This is a genomic window from Mesorhizobium prunaredense (genome assembly GCF_900156895.1).
Taxonomy (GTDB): Bacteria; Pseudomonadota; Alphaproteobacteria; order Rhizobiales; family Rhizobiaceae; genus Mesorhizobium; species Mesorhizobium prunaredense.
The window spans coordinates 37,407-55,487 of the sequence record NZ_FTPD01000008.1 but is presented as its reverse complement, the minus strand read 5'-3'; the positions used below and the strand labels follow the sequence as shown (position 1 = coordinate 55,487).

At 63.8% G+C, this 18,081-nt stretch carries 20 protein-coding genes and 1 tRNA gene; 10 read left to right on the top strand and 11 right to left on the bottom strand.

Annotation, left to right across the window (positions count from 1 at the left end; all coding sequences use genetic code 11):
* Nucleotides 1–179: 179 nt before the first annotated feature.
* Nucleotides 180–256 (top strand) — tRNA-Pro (locus BQ8794_RS08560).
* Nucleotides 257–387: 131 nt separating this feature from the next.
* Here the strand turns inward: BQ8794_RS08560 and BQ8794_RS08555 are convergent.
* On the bottom strand, nucleotides 388–1,215 hold the full coding sequence (locus BQ8794_RS08555; RefSeq protein WP_077375604.1) for an alpha/beta fold hydrolase: 828 nt from the start codon (nucleotides 1,213–1,215) through the stop codon (nucleotides 388–390).
* Nucleotides 1,216–1,342: 127 nt separating this feature from the next.
* On the opposite strand from BQ8794_RS08555, the gene BQ8794_RS08550 reads away from it, so the two are divergent.
* Nucleotides 1,343–2,344, top strand: a complete 1,002-nt coding sequence (locus BQ8794_RS08550; protein WP_077375601.1) for a GlxA family transcriptional regulator — start codon at nucleotides 1,343–1,345, stop codon at nucleotides 2,342–2,344.
* Between the two features lie 267 nt (nucleotides 2,345–2,611).
* Here BQ8794_RS08550 and BQ8794_RS08545 read toward each other — a convergent pair whose 3' ends face one another.
* The 5 genes from BQ8794_RS08545 to BQ8794_RS08525 form a co-directional block, all read right to left on the bottom strand.
* Nucleotides 2,612–2,923: a type II toxin-antitoxin system RelE/ParE family toxin gene (locus tag BQ8794_RS08545; protein WP_077375598.1), complete on the bottom strand. Its 312-nt coding sequence runs from the start codon at nucleotides 2,921–2,923 to the stop codon at nucleotides 2,612–2,614.
* Nucleotides 2,920–3,207, bottom strand: coding sequence for a ribbon-helix-helix domain-containing protein (locus tag BQ8794_RS08540; protein WP_077375596.1), 288 nt, complete (start codon nucleotides 3,205–3,207; stop codon nucleotides 2,920–2,922). Before BQ8794_RS08540 ends, BQ8794_RS08545 begins: the two co-directional genes overlap by 4 nt.
* A 108-nt stretch (nucleotides 3,208–3,315) precedes the next feature.
* On the bottom strand, nucleotides 3,316–4,023 hold the full coding sequence (gene hdaA / locus BQ8794_RS08535) for a DnaA regulatory inactivator HdaA (protein ID WP_077375593.1): 708 nt from the start codon (nucleotides 4,021–4,023) through the stop codon (nucleotides 3,316–3,318).
* Between the two features lie 5 nt (nucleotides 4,024–4,028).
* Complete coding sequence (locus tag BQ8794_RS08530) at nucleotides 4,029–5,228, bottom strand: AI-2E family transporter (protein ID WP_077375590.1); 1,200 nt, start codon at nucleotides 5,226–5,228, stop codon at nucleotides 4,029–4,031.
* A complete protein-coding gene (locus BQ8794_RS08525) occupies nucleotides 5,200–5,757 on the bottom strand; it encodes a CDP-alcohol phosphatidyltransferase family protein (RefSeq protein WP_077375714.1) in 558 nt (185 codons plus the stop codon). The genes BQ8794_RS08530 and BQ8794_RS08525 overlap by 29 nt, the downstream gene beginning before the upstream one ends.
* Nucleotides 5,758–6,015: 258 nt before the next feature.
* On the opposite strand from BQ8794_RS08525, the gene purM reads away from it, so the two are divergent.
* From purM to BQ8794_RS08495, 6 genes are all read left to right on the top strand, one after another.
* Nucleotides 6,016–7,080, top strand: coding sequence for a phosphoribosylformylglycinamidine cyclo-ligase (gene purM, locus BQ8794_RS08520; RefSeq protein ID WP_077375587.1), 1,065 nt, complete (start codon nucleotides 6,016–6,018; stop codon nucleotides 7,078–7,080).
* Entirely contained in the window at nucleotides 7,077–7,787 is a 711-nt protein-coding gene (gene purN / locus BQ8794_RS08515; protein WP_077375584.1) for a phosphoribosylglycinamide formyltransferase, read from the top strand. The genes purM and purN overlap by 4 nt, the downstream gene beginning before the upstream one ends.
* Before the next feature lie 82 nt (nucleotides 7,788–7,869).
* Entirely contained in the window at nucleotides 7,870–8,133 is a 264-nt protein-coding gene (locus tag BQ8794_RS08510) for a type II toxin-antitoxin system ParD family antitoxin (protein WP_244554893.1), read from the top strand.
* Entirely contained in the window at nucleotides 8,126–8,419 is a 294-nt protein-coding gene (locus tag BQ8794_RS08505) for a type II toxin-antitoxin system RelE/ParE family toxin (RefSeq protein ID WP_077375578.1), read from the top strand. The genes BQ8794_RS08510 and BQ8794_RS08505 overlap by 8 nt, the downstream gene beginning before the upstream one ends.
* 15 nt (nucleotides 8,420–8,434) lie before the next feature.
* Nucleotides 8,435–8,767, top strand: a complete 333-nt coding sequence (locus BQ8794_RS08500) for a hypothetical protein (protein WP_077375711.1) — start codon at nucleotides 8,435–8,437, stop codon at nucleotides 8,765–8,767.
* Nucleotides 8,768–8,776: 9 nt separating this feature from the next.
* Nucleotides 8,777–9,292 (top strand): SixA phosphatase family protein, encoded by a 516-nt coding sequence (locus tag BQ8794_RS08495; RefSeq protein WP_077375575.1) that lies wholly within the window; start codon nucleotides 8,777–8,779, stop codon nucleotides 9,290–9,292.
* A gap of 74 nt (nucleotides 9,293–9,366) precedes the next feature.
* Here the strand turns inward: BQ8794_RS08495 and BQ8794_RS08490 are convergent, their stop codons facing one another.
* The 5 genes from BQ8794_RS08490 to BQ8794_RS08470 all read right to left on the bottom strand — a co-directional run bounded on the left by BQ8794_RS08490 (nucleotide 9,367) and on the right by BQ8794_RS08470 (nucleotide 15,369).
* On the bottom strand, nucleotides 9,367–9,636 hold the full coding sequence (locus BQ8794_RS08490) for a DUF680 domain-containing protein (protein WP_077375573.1): 270 nt from the start codon (nucleotides 9,634–9,636) through the stop codon (nucleotides 9,367–9,369).
* Between the two features lie 354 nt (nucleotides 9,637–9,990).
* A complete protein-coding gene (locus tag BQ8794_RS08485; protein WP_077375708.1) occupies nucleotides 9,991–10,689 on the bottom strand; it encodes a DUF2270 domain-containing protein in 699 nt (232 codons plus the stop codon).
* A 56-nt stretch (nucleotides 10,690–10,745) separates the two neighbouring features.
* Nucleotides 10,746–12,854, bottom strand: coding sequence for a molybdopterin-containing oxidoreductase family protein (locus BQ8794_RS08480; protein ID WP_077375570.1), 2,109 nt, complete (start codon nucleotides 12,852–12,854; stop codon nucleotides 10,746–10,748).
* Between the two features lie 48 nt (nucleotides 12,855–12,902).
* Nucleotides 12,903–14,780, bottom strand: a complete 1,878-nt coding sequence (locus BQ8794_RS08475; RefSeq protein WP_077375567.1) for an ABC-F family ATP-binding cassette domain-containing protein — start codon at nucleotides 14,778–14,780, stop codon at nucleotides 12,903–12,905.
* 403 nt (nucleotides 14,781–15,183) lie between these two features.
* Nucleotides 15,184–15,369 carry a hypothetical protein gene (locus BQ8794_RS08470; protein WP_077375564.1) on the bottom strand — a complete coding sequence of 62 codons (186 nt, stop codon included), beginning with the start codon at nucleotides 15,367–15,369 and terminating at the stop codon, nucleotides 15,184–15,186.
* Nucleotides 15,370–15,520: 151 nt separating this feature from the next.
* Here BQ8794_RS08470 and BQ8794_RS35540 point away from each other — a divergent pair, with 151 nt between their 5' ends.
* Together BQ8794_RS35540 and BQ8794_RS08460 are read left to right on the top strand one after the other, a co-directional pair.
* The gene (locus tag BQ8794_RS35540; RefSeq protein ID WP_077375704.1) at nucleotides 15,521–15,691 is read left to right on the top strand and encodes a hypothetical protein; all 171 of its coding nucleotides are present in this window, start codon (nucleotides 15,521–15,523) and stop codon (nucleotides 15,689–15,691) included.
* A 293-nt stretch (nucleotides 15,692–15,984) separates the two neighbouring features.
* Nucleotides 15,985–18,066, top strand: a complete 2,082-nt coding sequence (locus tag BQ8794_RS08460) for an ATP-dependent helicase (protein WP_077375561.1) — start codon at nucleotides 15,985–15,987, stop codon at nucleotides 18,064–18,066.
* The last annotated feature ends 15 nt before the right edge of the window (nucleotides 18,067–18,081 follow it).

Below are 18,081 nucleotides of genomic sequence, written 5' to 3'. Positions count from 1 at the left end.
GGGTTAACGGCAGCGTGCCGCTGGACAGCAACCTGGATGCCTGAGGTGGCGCTGCCGCGAAACCGTTGCGCGGGCCGGCATTTCCCACTCCGCTCTCGACCCGGGCCTTCCGTTTGTTCCGTTTTCGACTTTTAGGGGTTGCGCAGCCAAGCCCGGAACCCTATACGCCGCCAAGGACTCGGAGTGTAGCGCAGCCTGGTAGCGCATCTGGTTTGGGACCAGAGGGTCGGGAGTTCGAATCTCTCCACTCCGACCATCCATTCACCGGAAATCATCGGCCGTGCTGCCGGCGCACCTGCGCCGGACAGCATCTACGACTGACGAAGCACCAAGCGACCGACGGGCAGCCCGGATTTCCCGGCGTGCCCGCCTGAAGCTTGCGAAACGTCAGCTTTGGATGAACGCCAGGAGATCCGGATTGATGATTTCCGGGTGGGTGGTGCACATGCCGTGCGGCAGGCCATCGTAGACCTTGAGCGTGCCGTGCTTCACCAGCTCGGCGGCAAGCAGGGCGGAGTCGGCAATCGGCACGATCTGGTCGTCATCGCCGTGCATGATCAGGACGGGTACGTCGATCTTCCTCAGGTCTTCCGTAAAGTCGGTTTCGGAAAAAGCCTCGATACAGTCGTAGTGGGCCTTGGCTCCGCCCATCATGCCCTGGCGCCACCAATTGTCGACGGCCCCTTGCGAGACCTTGGCGCTCTCGCGATTGAAGCCATAGAACGGGCCGGCCGGCACATCCCTGTAGAACTGGGCGCGGTTGGCGACCAGAGCGGCACGGAAGCCGTCGAAGACCTCGATCGGCAGGCCGCCGGGGTTGTCGTCGGTCTTGAGCATTATCGGCGGCACCGCGCCGATCAGCACCGCCTTGGCGACGCGTCCTTCGCCACCGTAGCGGGCCACGTAACGCGCCACCTCGCCGCCGCCGGTCGAATGGCCGATATGGACGGCGTTCTTGAGATCAAGATGCGCGACCAGAGCCGCGACGTCGGCGGCATAGGTGTCCATCTCGTTGCCGGTCGCGGTCTGTGTCGAGCGGCCGTGCCCGCGCCGGTCATGCGCGATGACGCGATAGCCCTTGTCGAGGAAGAACAGCATCTGGTTGTCCCAGTCGTCGGCGCTCAGCGGCCAGCCGTGATGGAACACGATTGGCTGGCCTGTGCCCCAATCCTTGTAGAAAATCTCGGTGCCGTCCCTGGTGGTGAATGTGCTCATCGTCGTGCTCCTTGCTGCAGTTGGCTGAAATGGTGCGGGAAGGTTCGTTCCTTCTGTGGACAAGCTACTGCAACGGGGTCATGGTGAGAATTGGCAAAACAGACATTGAACGTGGCAAAACTGACAGATGGGTGCGGCGCGTGATCGGGTCGAAATCGGGCTCGTGGTGTATCCCGGCGTTCAGCAAGCGGCTGTTCTTGGCCTGACAGATCTGTTCCAGTTGGCCAACCGGCTGGCTGCCGACCGGTCGCCGGACTCGCCGAGGCTTCGCGTCAGCCATTGGCAGTGGCAGGACGCGAGCCAAACCGTCATCCGCAGCTTCGACAGCGAGCCCGGCCCCGGCAATGGACCTGCCATGATCATCTTGCCTCCGACCCTGGGTGATCCGATCGCTCGCGAGACGGCCGCGCCCTATGCCGACTGGCTCAGGGCCCGCCATGCTGCCGGCGCGACGCTCGGCTCGGTCTGCGCCGGCGCCTTCGTGCTTGCCGAGACCGGCCTGCTGTCGGGTCGTGCGGCGACCACGCACTGGGCCTATCGCAACGCGCTGGCGATGCGCTTCCCCGACATCGCACTGGATGCCGACAAGCTGGTCATCGACGACGGCGACATCATCACCGCCGGCGGCTATATGGCCTGGACCGACCTCGGCCTGAAACTCGTCGACAGGGTGCTTGGGCCGACCGTGATGATGGACACCGCCCGTTTCATGCTGGTCGACCCGCCGGGACGCGAGCAACGCTTCTACAGCCCCTTTGCTCCCAGGCTGAACCATGGCGACGAGGCGATCCTCAAGGTGCAGCACTGGCTCCAGGCCAGAGGCGCGCGCGATGTGACGCTCGCCACCATGGCGGAGCATGCAGCCTTGGAGGAGCGGACTTTTTTGCGCCGCTTTCGCAACGCCACCGGCCTCAAGCCGACCGAGTATTGCCAGCACCTGCGCGTCGGCAAGGCGCGTGAGATGCTGCAAGCGACGACCCGATCCATCGACCAGATCGCCTGGGATGTCGGCTATGACGATCCCGGCTCCTTCCGCAAGGTGTTCGCCAGGATAACCGGCCTGGCGCCGGGCGATTACCGCAGGCGCTTTGGCGCGGAACGAACTGCGGTGGCGGGCGAAAGGAGCTGAGTTATGGCAGTTGCGGTTGTGACGAGTCTCGACCGGACCGACTGGGACCGCTCGACCGGAGCAGCAAAATACGCAACCAGCGACCCCTTGTTGAAGGCAAGCTCGCCGGGAAGAGAACCCCAACCGCCTCATCTCCCGGCGAGCCTACAACCTGATTTGATACGCAATCAGGACCGGGTTAGCCGGCAAGCTTGCAGGTGCAAATCAGATGCCAGCCGACGTTTCCCGAAATGGGACACCGGCCGTCAATGAATCACGGCCGAAAATCTATTCGTCGTCTATGTCCTCGACCGCCTCCAAGGCGCGGCCGCCATGGAGCATGCGCAAGATGACCACTACGTTACCATCCCCGCGAAAGGCTATCGTCGCCCGCCGCCGATAACCAATTGTACGAAGCCCCGGGGCTATGTCATCCCGGCGTGTGCCGCGCTCAGGGAATGTGGCAAACCCCTCACAGTAGACAATCAGTCGGTCGACCCAAGCCCGTGCAGTTCTTTCTCCAGCCTCGGGCACAAGGTAGGCCAGCAGCTCGGCCACGTCCTTCTCGGCGGCCGCGCTGAACACGACCTGGTGCGTCATCCGCGGGAAGCTTTAGCCACGATGGCATCGACATGGGCGTGCAGGCGCTTCTTGGCCTCTTCCAGGGTCATCAGTTGCGATGGGTCTGCTTCAACAGCCTTCATCGTCGGCACGACTTCCTCACGCAACCAACGCTCTACAGCCGCATCACGCTGGGCGAGCGTGCGGAGGCCATCGCGGATGACCTCGCTTTCGCTGGCGTATTCGCCCGATGAAACCTTGTCCTTGACCATCTGCGCCATATCGAGCGGCAAGGTGATGGTCAGGGGTTGAGTGGTACGCATCGAACCGTCTTTCTTGCCTCAGGTGTGTATGATTAAATCATACACCGATCTACCAGAATTGGGAATATGATTGCTCGGAAATGGCTCATTCCACTTGATCGCGATTTTTTAAATCTCGAACTCGCCCTGCCCCTCATCCATGGCGCTGACGGTTTCTGCGGCGAGCGCCCTTGTGATCGGCGTCTTGCGCTCCAGTGCCGTTCGGTCGAGCCGCTCGACCACGCGCATCGCGGTGGCCAGCGAGCGTTCGATGCGGCGCACCAGATATTGCACGACATGCGGCTCGACCTCGACCTGGCGGTCGGCGAACAGCTTGGTGATGACACCGGCCAGCAAGAGATCGTCTGGCTCGTGGATCTCGACCATCGCCGCCGCCTTCAGTCGCGATGCGAGGTCGGGGAGGCTGACACCCCAGGCGGACGGAAAGCGCCGCGCCGTCAAGAGCAAGGTCGAGCCGGCCGCGCGCACCGTGTTGATCAGATGGAACAGCCCCTCTTCATCGACCGGACCGGCGTCGACATCGTCGATCAGGGCCGGCCGCGCGCCGAGGCTCGCCATGCAGTCGCCGATCCGCCCGGCGTCGACCTTCACTGCGCCGGCGCGGGCGCGCCAGATCGACGCCAGATGGGTTTTTCCAGATCCTGCGGGGCCGGCGAGCACGACCACCGGCGACGGCCAGTCCGGCCAGCGATCGACCAGCGCCACCGCCTGGCTGTTGGTGCCGGAGACGACGAGCTCGTCGCGCGAATAGCCGGTGCCGTGGCCGAGATCGAGCGGCAACTGGCGCGGCGGGTCGATCTTGTTGTTGTCCGGCATCTGGCTCAACTGCGCGGTCCACCGCTCCCGCGGCGACGCGCCGGCAGCGGCGGGACAGGTTCGGTGTTGTGGCCCTTGTAGAGCGGCGACTCGAGATAGCGGGCGATGGCAAAGCGCGCCAGGACGGCAACGGCGGCCGAGGCCGGCACGGCGATCAGCAGGCCGACGAAGCCGAACAGCGCGCCGAAGGCAAACAGCGAAAACATCAGCCACACCGGATGCAGGCCGACGCTTTTGCCCACCAGCCTCGGCTGCAGGATGTTGCCCTCGATGAACTGGCCGACGAAGAACACGCCGGCCACCGCCGCGACCATGGTCCAGTCCGGCCAGAACTGGACGAAGGCGACGCCGACGGCCAGCACCAGCCCGGTCAGCGAGCCGACATAGGGGATGAAGGAGATCAGCCCGGCGAACAGGCCGATGAGGATGCCGAAATTCAGGCCGGTCAAGGTCAGGCCGGTGGCATACATGGCGCCCAGTACCAGGCACAGCGTGCCCTGGCCGCGCACAAAGCCGGCGGTGGCGGTGTTGATGTCGTTGGCGATTGCCCTGACGGTCTGGACATAATCGCGCGGCACCCAGCTGTCGACAATCGCCACCATGCGATCCCAGTCGAGCAACATGTAGAAGGCAACGACGGGCGTGACGACGAACAGGCTGACCACCGAGACCAGCGCCACGCCGGAGCTCCAGATCGAGGTGAACACGGTGGTCAGCAGGCCGAAGCCGGAGGTCAGCAGCGAATTCAACCCTTCGCGCAGGCCATTGGCGTCGACGCCGAATTGCTCTTCCAGCCATCTCGGATCGAAGCTGGTGATCAGGCTCTGCAGCCGGGTCAGGTATTCCGGCAGCTTGCTGGCGAAATCGGCCATCTGCGAAGCCAGCACCGGAATGAGGATGACGAAGGCCAGCACCAGAACGACGATGAAGGCAAACAGGATGACAATCGTCGCCATCAGCCTGGACAGGCCGAGCCGCTGCAGCCGATCGGCGACCGGGTCGAGAAAGTAGGCGAGCACCATGCCGGCGACGAACGGCAGCAGGATGCCGCTGAAGACATAGAGAAAGATCGCGAGGATGATGGCACTGATCAGCCAGAAGCGGATTTGGCGGCGAAACACGCCAGACGCGGCAGCATCGGCAGCCGCAGCCTCGGCTGCCGCGTCGATGTTCTGGTCAGGTATCCGGTTTGGAGCCTTCGCCATAGCCGCTCATATGCCTCAGCCAAGCCACGAGATAGGCCGCGGCCGAAGCCACGGTCAAGACCCCGGACAGCAATATGAGCACCGGCCTGAGCGGGTCGAGGTCGATGGCGAGGGCCAGTTCGCCCAGCACCACCGCCGCCAGCCCGATCTGGATGGCGGTGTTGGCCTTCGACACGAACAGCGGTTTCATCTCGACCGGATGGGCCATGACGGTGGACAGAACGACGGCGCAGACGATCAGCGCATCGCGCGACACCATGGTGACGACCAGCCACAGCGGCAACTCACCGATGAAGCCCAGCACCACGAACACCGAGACCAGCAGCAATTTGTCGGCCATCGGATCGAGATAGGCGCCAAGCTGCGAAAACTGATTGAAATGGCGGGCAATGAAGCCGTCGACGCCGTCGGAAATGCCGGCGATCAGGAAGCCGGCGAAAGCCCAGTCCCAGCGCGCCTGCAGCATGGCCAGCACCACGCCCGGCACCAGCACGAAACGCATGATCGTGATCATGTTGGGGATGGTCAAACGCATGTCCCGTCGCTTCTGTTTTGCTGATACATGATAGAGATGAGAGGCTACGGCAAGTGAGAGCGACGCAGAAGCCGCCAATCTCCGCTCGTTCGAAGAGATCGGCTGTCTTCAAGGCCTTCGCCATCGCCAATGTTGGAGATTTGCCTGAGGCCTCTGTCCACGATTTTGTGATGCCGAAAGTGCCTGAGCCAGCCGTTATCCTTGCGAGGCGCAGCCGTTCATGCGAAGAGCCCCGGAAAGCAGGAAAGAGTGATGAGCAAGCGCAAGAACGGGCTCACCTATGCCGAGGCGGGTGTCGACATCGATGCCGGCAACCTCATGGTCGAGAAGATCAAGCCGCTGGTGCGCGCGACGCGCCGGCCGGGCGCCGATGGCGAGATCGGCGGCTTCGGCGGTCTGTTCGACCTCAAGGCCGCCGGCTTCACCGACCCGGTGCTGGTCGCCGCCAATGACGGCGTCGGCACCAAGCTGAAGATCGCCATCGATGCCGGCAAGCACGACACGATCGGCATCGATCTCGTCGCCATGTGCGTCAACGACATCGTCGTGCAGGGTGCCGAGCCATTGTTCTTCCTCGACTATTTCGCCACCGGCAAGCTCGATCCCGACCAGGGTGCGGCGATCGTCGGCGGCATCGCCGAGGGCTGCCGGCAGGCCGGATGCGCGCTGATCGGCGGCGAGACGGCGGAAATGCCCGGCATGTATCACGGCAACGACTACGACCTCGCCGGCTTTGCCGTAGGCGCGGCCGAACGCGGCCAGTTGCTGCCGACCGACGACATCGTCGAGGGCGACGTGCTGTTGGGGCTGGCTTCGTCGGGCGTGCATTCAAATGGCTTTTCGCTGGTCCGCCGCATCGTCGCCACCAGCGGCCTTGCGTGGACCGATCCAGCGCCCTTCAACGATGAAGCCACTTTGGCCGAGGCGCTGCTCGAGCCGACCCGCATCTACGTCAAGTCGATCCTCAAGGCGATCCGTAACACGCATGGCATCAAGGCGCTGGCCCATATCACCGGCGGCGGTTTCCCGGAAAACATCCCGCGCGTCCTGCCGAAGGATTTTTCGGCCGAGCTCGACCTCGACGCCATCGAGGTGCCGGCGGTGTTCTCATGGCTGGCCAAGACCGGCGGCGTGGCGCCCGACGAGATGATGCGCACCTTCAACTGCGGCGTCGGCATGATCCTCGCCGTCGCCTCCGGCCAGGCGGCACAGGTCGCGGCCGTGCTGCAGGAGGCCGGCGAGACGGTGACGCCGATCGGCCGCATCGTGCCGCGCCGCAACGCGGGCGTGATCTATCGCGGCACGATCGGCCTATGAGCATGCGCAAACGCACCGTGGTGCTGATTTCGGGACGGGGCTCCAACATGACGGCGCTGATCGCCGCGGCCAGCAATCCGGACTATCCGGCCGAGATCGTCGGCGTCGTTTCCGACCGGGCCAATGCCGCCGGTCTCGGCATCGCGGCGGCGCGCGGCATCGCCACCAAGGTGATTTCGCGGGCCGACTATAGCAGCAAGGAAGCGCATGACGGGGCGATCGACGCCGCACTTGTCTCGCTCGGCGCCGAGATCGTGGCGCTGGCCGGTTATATGCGTATTCTCGGCGCGCGCTTCGTCGAGAAATGGCTGGGACGGATGATCAACATCCACCCTGCCCTGCTGCCCGCCTTCAAGGGGCTGGATACGCATGCGCGCGCCTTGCGCGCGGGCATACGCATCCATGGCTGCACGGTGCATTTCGTCACGCTCGATATGGATGACGGCCCGATCATCGCCCAGGCCGCCGTGCCGGTGATGGTCGGCGACAATGAGGACATGCTCGCCGCGCGCGTGCTGAAGGCCGAGCACCGGCTTTATCCGCTGGCGCTCGGGCTGGTCGCTGAAGGCAAGGCGCGGATGGAAGGCGGCCGCACCGTGCTTGCCCACTTCGCCGACGATGCCGACAACAGCACCTCAGTGGTGATGGCGCCCGATCCGCTGCGTGAGGAGACCGACCTCGAGCATCTGGCGCGCATCACGCCATGAGGCTCATCCTTGAAGTGGGTAGCAATTATTGCTACCATCTTGGCAAGGAGACAAGTTGATGGCGACAGTCGAAAAAGTCAGCGTGGCGCTTTCGCCGGAACTGCTGGACATGGTCAAGAGCGCGGTGGCCAGCGGGCAATACGGTTCGGCAAGCGAAGTGATCCGCGAGGCGCTCCGCGAATGGCGCCTTCGCCAACCCTTGCGCGAGGCGGAAGCGCAACGGCTGCGGAAAGCCTGGACGGAGGGGCTGGAGAGCGGCCCGTTCGCATCTTTCGACATCGAGGACATCAAACTGAAGGCGCACAGCCGGTTCAGCGAAGCCGGCAAAAAACAGCGGAATGGCTGACGTCCTCGTTGTCCGCAGCCCGGCCGCCGAAGACGATCTGATCGACATCTGGTTTGGCATTGCAACTGACAGCCCGCTTGCCGCGGACCGCTTTCTGGACGCCATTGCGGCGCGCATCCTGCAATTGGCGACATTCCCGGAATCCGGTCCCCGGAGACCCGACATCGGCGCCGAAGTGCGAGCATTGACGATCGGCAATTACCTCGTGCTTTATCGCCTGGCCGAACAGCGCGTCGAGATCGTGCGCGTGGTGCATGGCGCACGCGACGTCTCAACATTGTTTTGACAGATGCAGACAGGCATGGATCTCTTCGACAGCGCTATCCGGGCAAAAGGTGATCTGGCCGGCGTCTTTGAGTATGATGAGGCAGACGATCCAACGAATGCCACGGCATACTTCTATCTGTATCGAATCGAGGACGGGCGAGTAGGTTCTGTCATCGATGCAATTCACATTCGATCGGGCGATTGGGCCATTACTGAAGCAGACATTTCGGTCAGGTGGGATAAGGATGAACGGCGCGTAGGTTTGTTCATCTTTGGTACGCTTTGGGCGACCTTTGATACCGCCATGGGCACAAAACTTGGCGGCGGATATGGGAAAGACTTTCAGCCCGACATTCCTTGGTCTTAAATTGAACTCATGAAGCAACTCCTTCTTCTGCGTCACGCCAAGTCGAGCTGGGACGATCCTGACCTCATCGACTTCGACCGGCCGCTGTCCGGGCGCGGGCTGAAGGCCGCCCCGCTGGTCGGGCGCGAACTGGCCAGGCAGGGCTGGCTGCCCGATCTGGCGCTGGTGTCGCCGGCGCTGCGCAGCCGCGACACGTGGCGGCTGGTCTCGGCGGAATTGCCGGCGAAAACACCGGCCAAATTCGTCCAGGCGCTCTACGAGGCCAGCGCGGCAGACGTTCTCGCCAAGGTCCGGCAGGCAAATGCGGCAACAAGCAGCCTTTTGGTGATTGGCCATAATCCCGGCCTGGAGGAATTCGCGCGCCGGCTTGCCGGCGCCGGATCGGATGCCGCGGCACTCAAAAAGCTTGAAGAAAAATTCCCGACGGCAGCCCTCGCCCGCTTCCTTTTCGACGGTGACTGGGCACGGCTGGCCCTCGGCGACGCGCAGCTGACGCACTGCGTTTGGCCGAAGGATCTGCGCTAAACGAGAGCTGTGACTTAATAAGCAAGAACGGCGGGCCAAGGCCCGCCGTTCTTTGCGTTCCGAAGCTTTAGGGCTTAGCGACGGCCCCAGTTGCCCCGGCCTGATTCAGGCGCGGCAGACTGACCCGTGCCTGACTCGGACGTCGCAGTGGTGTTGACAGCGTTGTGCTCGGTCGGGAGCAGCTTGCGGATCGAGCCCGTGAATGTGTTGTCGACATTTCCAACAGCCGCATTGCCAGGCGCGGCCGGCTGGTTGACGCCGTCCGAACCATAGTGGTCGCTGCCGGCAAAGGCGCTGCCTGTGGCAATGAGGATGGCGGCAGCGGTGAGAGCAATCCTGGTCATTTCAGTACTCCGGTACTTTCATACTTTCAGTGTTGTTGTCCGTCTCGTGGCGTGCCTTGGGAGGATTTCGCGTCGCTCGGACCACCCCGAGGTGGGTTGGCGATGCAGCAGTTTCCAATCACAAAGATGTTCCGGGCACGCCCTGAAGCGGGTGCTTGAAATCCGCCAAAAGGCTTCCCTCGCCACAATCTTTGACTTTCTTCTCAATGCGTTAGGTGAATTCGTCTGCCGCGTGGCCTGGCCATTTGCTGAGCCGGGTTCATTTGGTCTTGCACAATGCGTCAACAAGAAAAACCGACCGGTTCGAGTTCCTGCGCAGATGAAATCGCAGATCTACCGGTTTGCTCTGCCGCCCTAGACGTGCACGTCGCCAAAGGAGAGCTCGCCGTCGTCGCCAGCGGTCATGAACGCCATGACCAGCAGGCCGACATAGAAGGCGGCGACCAGCACGACGATGACCAAGCCGGGAATAGGCCCCAGGGCGGCGCCGGCAACGACCTCGCGCACCGAACTGACGAAGTCGATGCGGACACCTTCGGTTAGAAGACTGGGGGTCGACAGTTTCAGGATCCAGGCCAACAGCAGGATCAGCAGCATGTGAATGTAGTTTCGACGCAGACGGCGCGCCAACGCCGCTCGCTGCGAAATGAGGAATTTTGGAGTGCGCAGACTTTCGCCGACGACCAACAGCCAATCGGACGCGAAGTCCGGCTGCGGCGAGAATATCTGCGCGAAATAGTGCCGTTCGAACTGGCGCACACGGGCCCGGTAAACGTCGAAGAAGCGATATCGCCGCGCTTCTATCCACAGCAGCAACAGAACAAGCAGCATGGCAAAAAGCAGCACGCCGTGGTGCGCGCTGGCCGTCGAAAGCGAGACGGACAACATCGCCGCGACGACCGTTATCGCCCAATTGCTCGTCCGGTCCAGGCGGTCTCGCCACCCAGTCATGCGCAGAATCTCGGCGCGATGGAAATGCGCCATCGTGGTCACCAGTTCGCCGGGCGAAAGCGTTCTTCCAACGGGGGCCGGCGCTGCCAACGCTTCTGCCATCACCATGTCTCCACCGCCACGCAAAAACGGCTGGCTGGGTATATCGTTCCGACGCTTCACTTGGCCGGGCGCAGCCAGACCTTGTTATCGTGAAACGCCGCACCGCCATAGGGCGCCGGCGCGTCGGCGCCGGTCAGGACGTTGATGCCCTCGCCGCGCTCGTGGGCGCTGTTGGGCCAGATGCCTTCGGCCACCACGACGCCGCGCTTGATGCCGTCGAACAATCTGGCGTGCAGCACGACCTCGCCGCGCGCATTGCCGATCTCGACGCGGTCGCCATTGGCCAGACCATAGGCTGCCGCATCGTCCGGATGCAAAAGCAGTTCCGGCCGGCCCTCCTTGGCCCTCGACACCGGCGTCTCGGAAAAGGTCGAGTTGAGGAAATTGCGCGCCGGCGAGGTGGCCAGCCGGAACGGATGCGCCTCATCCGCCACCTCGATCAGATCGACGTGGTCGGGAAATTCCGGCAGGCTTGCCACCGGCCCGAACAGGCCCATGCTTTTCGGCGGCCGGTTGGGCGCCGCCTGCCCGGCCCAGTCGGCGCGAAAGCGGAATTTTCCGTCTGCGTGGCCGAAGCCGTCGATAAAATGCGCCGCCTCGAAATCCGGCTGCAAATCGAGCCACTTTTGTTCCTTGAGGCTCGAAAAGCTGCCCAGGCCGCGCTTGCCCAAAATGATGTCGATATGCTGCTGCTCGGTCATGCCGAAGCCGGGCCTGTCGCCAACACCGAGCCTTTTGCCGAGTTCCTCGATGACGAAGTGGTTGCTGCGCGGCCCTTCCGGCGGGTCGATCAGCTTCGGACCGAGCGTGATGTGCTGGTTGCCGCCGCCCTTGTAGACATCGTCATGCTCTAGAAACATCGTCGCCGGCAACACGACATCTCCGAGTTTTGCGGTGTCGGTCATGAACTGTTCGTGCACGCAGGAAAACAGGTCGTCGCGCAAAAAGCCCTGCTTCACCAGCCGCTGCTCAGGCGCGACATTGACCGGATTGGTGTTCTGGATCAGTAGCGCCGTCACCGGCGGGCCGCCATAGAGCGCATCCTCAGCGCCGGTCAGCACCGGGCCGATGCGCGAATGGTCGAGATGGCGGATCGCCGGGTCGCGCATCCGCGCGCCTTCCAGCAGTTCCTGGTTCAGCTTGAAGATGCCCGAATTGGAATGGAAGGCGCCGCCACCCTCATATTGCCAGCAGCCGGTGACCGCGGCGATCGAGGCCGCGGCATGCATGTTGACCGAGCCGTTGCGCTGCCGCGAAAAACCGTAGCCGAGGCGGAAATAGGTTTTCCTGGTCGTGCCGACGAGACGGGCGAAGGCCTCGATCTCGTCGAGGGAAAGCCCGGTGATATCAGCCGCCCATTGCGGCGTCCTCGTCTGAAGATGCGCTTCCAGACCGTGCGGGTCGTCGGTGTATTTTTCCAGATAGGCGCGGTCGGCCATGCCGTCACGGAACAGCACATGCATCACCGCGCAGGCCAGCGCGCCGTCGGTGCCGGGCTTCAGCACCAGGCCGAGATCGGCCTGCTTCATCGTCGCGTTCTCATAGACGTCGATGACGACGATCTTGGCGCCGCGTTCCTTGCGCGCCTTGATCGCGTGGGTCATGACGTTGACCTGGGTGACCACGGCATTGGTGCCCCAGATCACCACGCAGTCGGACTTGGCCATCTCGCGCGGGTCGGGACCGCGCAGCGCGCCGGCGCCCATCATCCAGCCGGTCCAGGCCAGATTGGTGCAGATCGAACCGAAGAAGCCGGAGTACCTTTTCGCGTGGCGCAACCGCTCGATACCGTCGCGCTGCACCAGCCCCATCGTGCCGGCATAGTAATAGGGCCAGACCGTCTCCGAGCCGTATTTTGCCTCGGCCGCGATGAATTTTTCGGCGACCAGGTCGAGTGCGGCCTCCCAGCTCGCTTCCTTCCAAAGGCCTTCACCCTTGGCGCCGGCACGGATCAGCGGCTTCAGCAAGCGGTCGGGATGATGGACGCGGTCGGCATAACGGGCGACCTTGGCGCAGATGACGCCAGCCGTGTAGCTGTTGGCCTTGGCGCCATGGACGCGGCCGATGCGCTTGCTGTCGAGCAGTTCGACCTCGAGCGCGCAGGTCGACGGGCAATCATGCGGACAGGCCGAATGGCCGATCCTGAGCTTGGCGTGTTGATTCATGGGGCCAAGCTAGCCGTTTATGGCGGTGGCGTGTAGGGCCAGATGGCGCTACTCCGCCGTGCCTTCCTCGTATTCCGCCGACATCGACAGCCATTTTTCCTCATGGGCGGCGAGTGTCTGGGCCAGTTGCGAGCGCTCCTTGGCCAGCCGCGTCGCCGTCGACGGGTCCTTTTCATAGACCGCCGGATTGGCGAGTTCGTCCTCGATCAAGTCGATACGCTTGCGGATGCGGTCCATCAGCGCTTCGGTGGCGCGGATCTCCTTGGCCAGCGGCTCGAAGGCGGCGCGCCGCGCTGCCGCGTCACGGCGGCGGTCGGCCTTCGAGGCCTTTTCGGCCTCGCGCTTGCCGCGGCGGTCGCCGGCCACGCCGGTGACCAGCGTCTTGTAATCGTCGAGGTCGCCGTCAAAAGGATTGACCGTCCCGTCCTTGACCAGCCACAGCCGGTCGGCCGTCGCCTCGAGCAGGTGGCGGTCGTGCGAGATCAGGATGACGGCGCCGGGAAACTCGTTCAACGCATGGATCAGCGATTCACGGCTGTCGATATCGAGATGGTTGGTCGGTTCGTCGAGGATGAACAGGTTTGGCCCCTCGAACGCCGACAGGCCCATCAACAGCCGCGCCTTCTCGCCGCCCGACAGGTCCTTGGCGGCGGTGTTCATCTTTTCGGTGGTCAGTCCGAACTGGGCGACGCGGCCGCGCACCTTCGATTCCGGTGCTTCCGGCATCAGCCGGCGGACATGCTCATAGGCGTTTTCACTCGGCCTGAGATCGTCGAGCTGATGCTGGGCGAAGATCGCCACCTTCAGGCCGGGCGCCACCGTCATGGCCCCGCTCTCCTGCTTCAGGCGGCCGGACAGCAATTTGGCGAAGGTCGACTTGCCGTTGCCGTTGGCGCCGAGCAGCGCGATACGGTCGTCGGCATCGATGCGCAGCGTCATCTTCTTCAGGATCGGCTCACCCTCGACATAGCCGACATTGACGTTGTTGAGCGCAATGATCGGCGAGGCCACCGTCTTCACCGGCTCGGGAAAGGAGAACGGCCGCACGTTGTCGTTCACAATCGCGGCGATCGGCTTCATCTTCTCCAGCGCCTTGATGCGCGACTGCGCCTGTCTCGCCTTGGAAGCCTTGGCCCGGAAGCGCTCGACGAAGGATTCCATGTGCTTCCGCGCGGCTTCCTGCTTGACCCTGCCCTTCTCCTGCAATTCGCGCTGTTCGGTGAATTGGCGCTCGAACTGGTCGTAGCCGCCGCGCCAGAAGGTCAGTTTCTTCTGGTCGAGATGGACGATCGAGTTGACGGCGCGGTTGAGCAGGTCGCGGTCATGCGAGATCAAAAGCACGGTGTGCGGATATTTCGACACGTAGTTTTCCAGCCACAGCGTGCCTTCGAGGTCGAGATAGTTGGTCGGCTCGTCGAGCAGCAGCAGATCGGGCTCGGCAAACAGCACCGCGGCGAGTGCGACGCGCATGCGCCAGCCGCCGGAGAACGACGAGGCCGGCCGCCGCTGGGCATCGTCGTCGAAGCCGAGGCCGGCGAGGATGGTGGCGGCTCGCGACTCGGCCGAATGAGCGTCGATATCGGCCAGCCGCATGTGGATGTCGGCGATGCGGTGCGGATCGGTCGCCGTCTTTTCCTCGTCGAGCAATGCAGAGCGTTCAAGGTCGGCCTTGAGCACAATCTCGATCAGCGGCTCCTCGGTGCCGGGAGCCTCCTGCGCCACCTGGCCGATGCGCGTGTTCTTCGGCAGGCCGATCGAGCCGGTCTCGGAGGCGAGGTCGCCGGTGATCGCCTTGAACAAAGTGGTCTTGCCGGTGCCGTTGCGGCCGACAAGCCCTGCCTTGCTGCCGGCCGGCAAGGTCAGCGAGGAATGGTCAAGAAGCAGGCGTCCGGCCATGCGGAGCGAAAGGTCGTTGATGATCAGCATGGCCGCGCTTTTGCACGGGACGTCAGCGCTTCGCAAGACCTCGAGCAGCGGTTGGCCGCATAAGGCATGAAAATGGCCGAGAGCGACAGGTTGCCCGGTGCGGCGGGCGCAGAAAGAAGACGATTGATCCGATCGCCGGCCTCAACGGATCAAAGGACCAGCTCGGGCTGGGCCGGCAACCGGCTGCGATGGCGTGGCGCCTGGCGAGCATCGGCTTCTCGCAGCCGAAAACCGCGCATTTGTCAGTTAATTGCCGGTGCAAAGCGGTCGTCTTCCGCTATCGCGTCATGACGCAAAGGCAAGACTCAGCTATGTCTAGGTGTGCGGCGGACTTGATACCCGCCTGGCCGGCGTCATCGCTCCCCTCCCAAGCGGCGCCGGCCATCTTTCCTACAGGCCTCCATCACTGCGCCGGCGGCGAGCCGGGTTGATCGTCGGCTGGTGTCGAGCCGGGCGCAGGGTCGACCTGCGGGCTTTGATCGGCGCCGGGAGCCTTTGTCGGTGGAATGTTGTTGTCGCAGGCCGCGACAGCCAGCGCTGCGGCCAAAACGAGCCGGGTCGGGGCCAGTAAAATTGAGAGCCTGTTCATCGCAACCTCCTGTCACCGGGCAAACGAGACGGTGCCGATTTGGTTGCACGCGTCAGGCAGAGCTCGAGGCGCTTGGAACGCGGGGAACAAAACGAGAGAGCGGGGAACAAAACGCGGGCTCCTCGGTTGGTCCACACCAATGGAGAAAATCATGATCCGTCTGCTCATAGCCGGGGCCGCCGTCTATGTGGCCTACCGCATAGTCAGGGAAATCGTCGACGAGGTGCCCGACGACTTCGATCCGCTGTTGCTGCCGCCTCCCGATGACGACAAGTCGCTGCCGCGGCAGTCAGCGGCGATGGGCGTGGAGCCGCAGCGCTAGATCCATCCGCCGGCGTTTACTCGCCCACGGAGAGGAGGCGCAAATCTCCCAGGACCTGGGTTCCTCGCCCCCATTCTTCATGGGGGAGAGGTGGCTCGGCAGAGCCGAGACGGAGAGGGGGACTTGCGCCGTCCCTTTACCCAGCCGAGCGATCGAATAACATTTTTTCAGCTGGGTACTTACGAAAAGGCCCCCTCTCCGGCCGCTTCGCGGCCACCTCTCCCCCGCTCCGCGGGGGCGAGGAAACGCTGCATCGCTGTTGCGAACAAAGCAGAAACGATGCTTGATGGGCAATGAACCTCGCTGCCCGTGATTCGACCTTCCGGCCTGCCTATCTCGCGAAGCTGAATGCCGAGCAGTGCGTTGCCGTCGAGCATGGCGACGGCAAGGTCGCCGGGCCGCTGCTGGTGATCGCCGGGGCCGGCTCCGGCAAGACCAGCACGCTGGCGCATCGCGTCGCGCATCTGATCGTCAGGGGCGCCGACCCCAGGCGCATCCTTTTGATGACGTTTTCGCGTCGCGCCGCATCGGAAATGGCCAAGCGGGTCGAGCGCATCGCCGGCGAGGTGCTCGGCCGCGACGCTTCCGTCATCACTGATGCACTGAGCTGGGCCGGCACGTTTCACGGCATCGGCGCCAGGCTGCTGCGCGACTACGCATTGGAGATCGGCCTCGATCCGGCCTTCACCATCCACGACCGCGAGGATTCGGCCGACCTGATGAACCTCGCCCGGCACGAACTCGGCTTCTCGAAAACCGAGGGCCGTTTTCCGACCAAGGGCACCTGCCTGGCGATCTATTCGCGTGCCGTCAACGCGCAGGCGCCGCTAGGCGAGGTTCTCGGTTCGGTGTTTCCCTGGTGCGCGGGGTGGGCAGAACAGCTCAAGGCGCTGTTCGCCCGATATGTCGAGGCCAAGCAGGCGCAGAACGTGCTCGATTACGACGACCTGCTGCTCTACTGGGCGCAGATGGCCGGCGAGCCGGAAATATCGGCGCATCTGGGTGGGCGTTTCGACCATGTGCTGGTCGACGAATACCAGGACACCAACCGGCTGCAGGCCTCGATCCTCGCGGCGCTCAAGCCGGACGGATCCGGGCTGACGGTGGTCGGCGACGATGCGCAGTCGATCTATTCGTTTCGCGCCGCGGAAGTGCGCAACATCCTCGACTTTCCAAAACAGTTCGCCCGGCCGGCCGAGATCGTCATGCTGGAGCGCAACTACCGCTCGACCGAGACCATCCTGGCCGCCGCCAACGCGGTGATCGGCGAGGCCTCGGAGCGCTTTACCAAGAACCTCTGGTCGGAGCGCAAATCGACCGAAAAGCCGAAGCTGGTCAGCGTCCGCGACGAGGCCGAGCAGGCGAGTTACGTCTGTCAGGCGATTCTGACCGAGCGCGAGGCCGGCACGGCGCTTAAGGCGCAGGCCGTGCTGTTTCGCGCCTCGCACCACAGCGGGCCGCTGGAGATCGAGCTGACGCGCCGCAACATCCCGTTCGTCAAGTTCGGCGGGCTGAAGTTCCTCGACGCCGCCCATGTCAAGGACGTGCTGGCGGTGCTGCGCTTCGCCGAGAACCCGCGCGACCGCGTCGCCGGCTTTCGCGTGCTGCAGCTTTTGCCCGGCATCGGCCCTTCGGCGGCTTCGCAGATCGTCGACACCATGGCGACGTCGCTCGACGAAGCGATGGGGCTGGCGCGCTACCGCCCGCCGCAACGCGCCGCCGACGACTGGCCGGGTTTCGTCGCGCTGTTCTCGCAGCTTCGCGCCGGGTCGGGAAAATGGCCTGTTGACCTCGAACAGGTCAGGCTCTGGTATGAGCCGCATCTCGACCGCATCCACGAGGACGCAACGACGCGCCGGGCCGATATTCTGCAGCTCGAACAGATCGCCTCGGGCTATGCCTCGCGCGAGCGTTTCCTCACCGAGCTGACCCTCGATCCGCCGGATGCGACCAGCGACGAGGCTGGGCCGCCGCATCGCGACGAGGACTATCTGATCCTGTCGACCATCCATTCGGCCAAGGGCCAGGAATGGAAGAACGTCTTCGTGCTCAACACCGTCGACGGCTGCATCCCGATCGATCTCGCCGTCGGCTCGAAGGAGGATATCGACGAGGAGCGCCGCCTGCTCTACGTGGCGATGACGCGCGCCAAGGACGGCCTGCACCTGGTCATGCCGCAGCGCTTTTTCGTCCACGGCCAGGCGGCGCGCGGCGATCGCCATGTTTACGCCTCGCGCACCCGCTTCATCCCGGCCTCGATCCTCGGCGCCTTCGAGCAGACATCGTGGGCGAGTGTCCAGGCCAAGGATGATCCGCGCCGCCAGCCGCAAGTGCGCGTCGACCTTGGCGCCCGCATGCGCGACATGTGGAAATAGGCCGCTCTTCGGCAC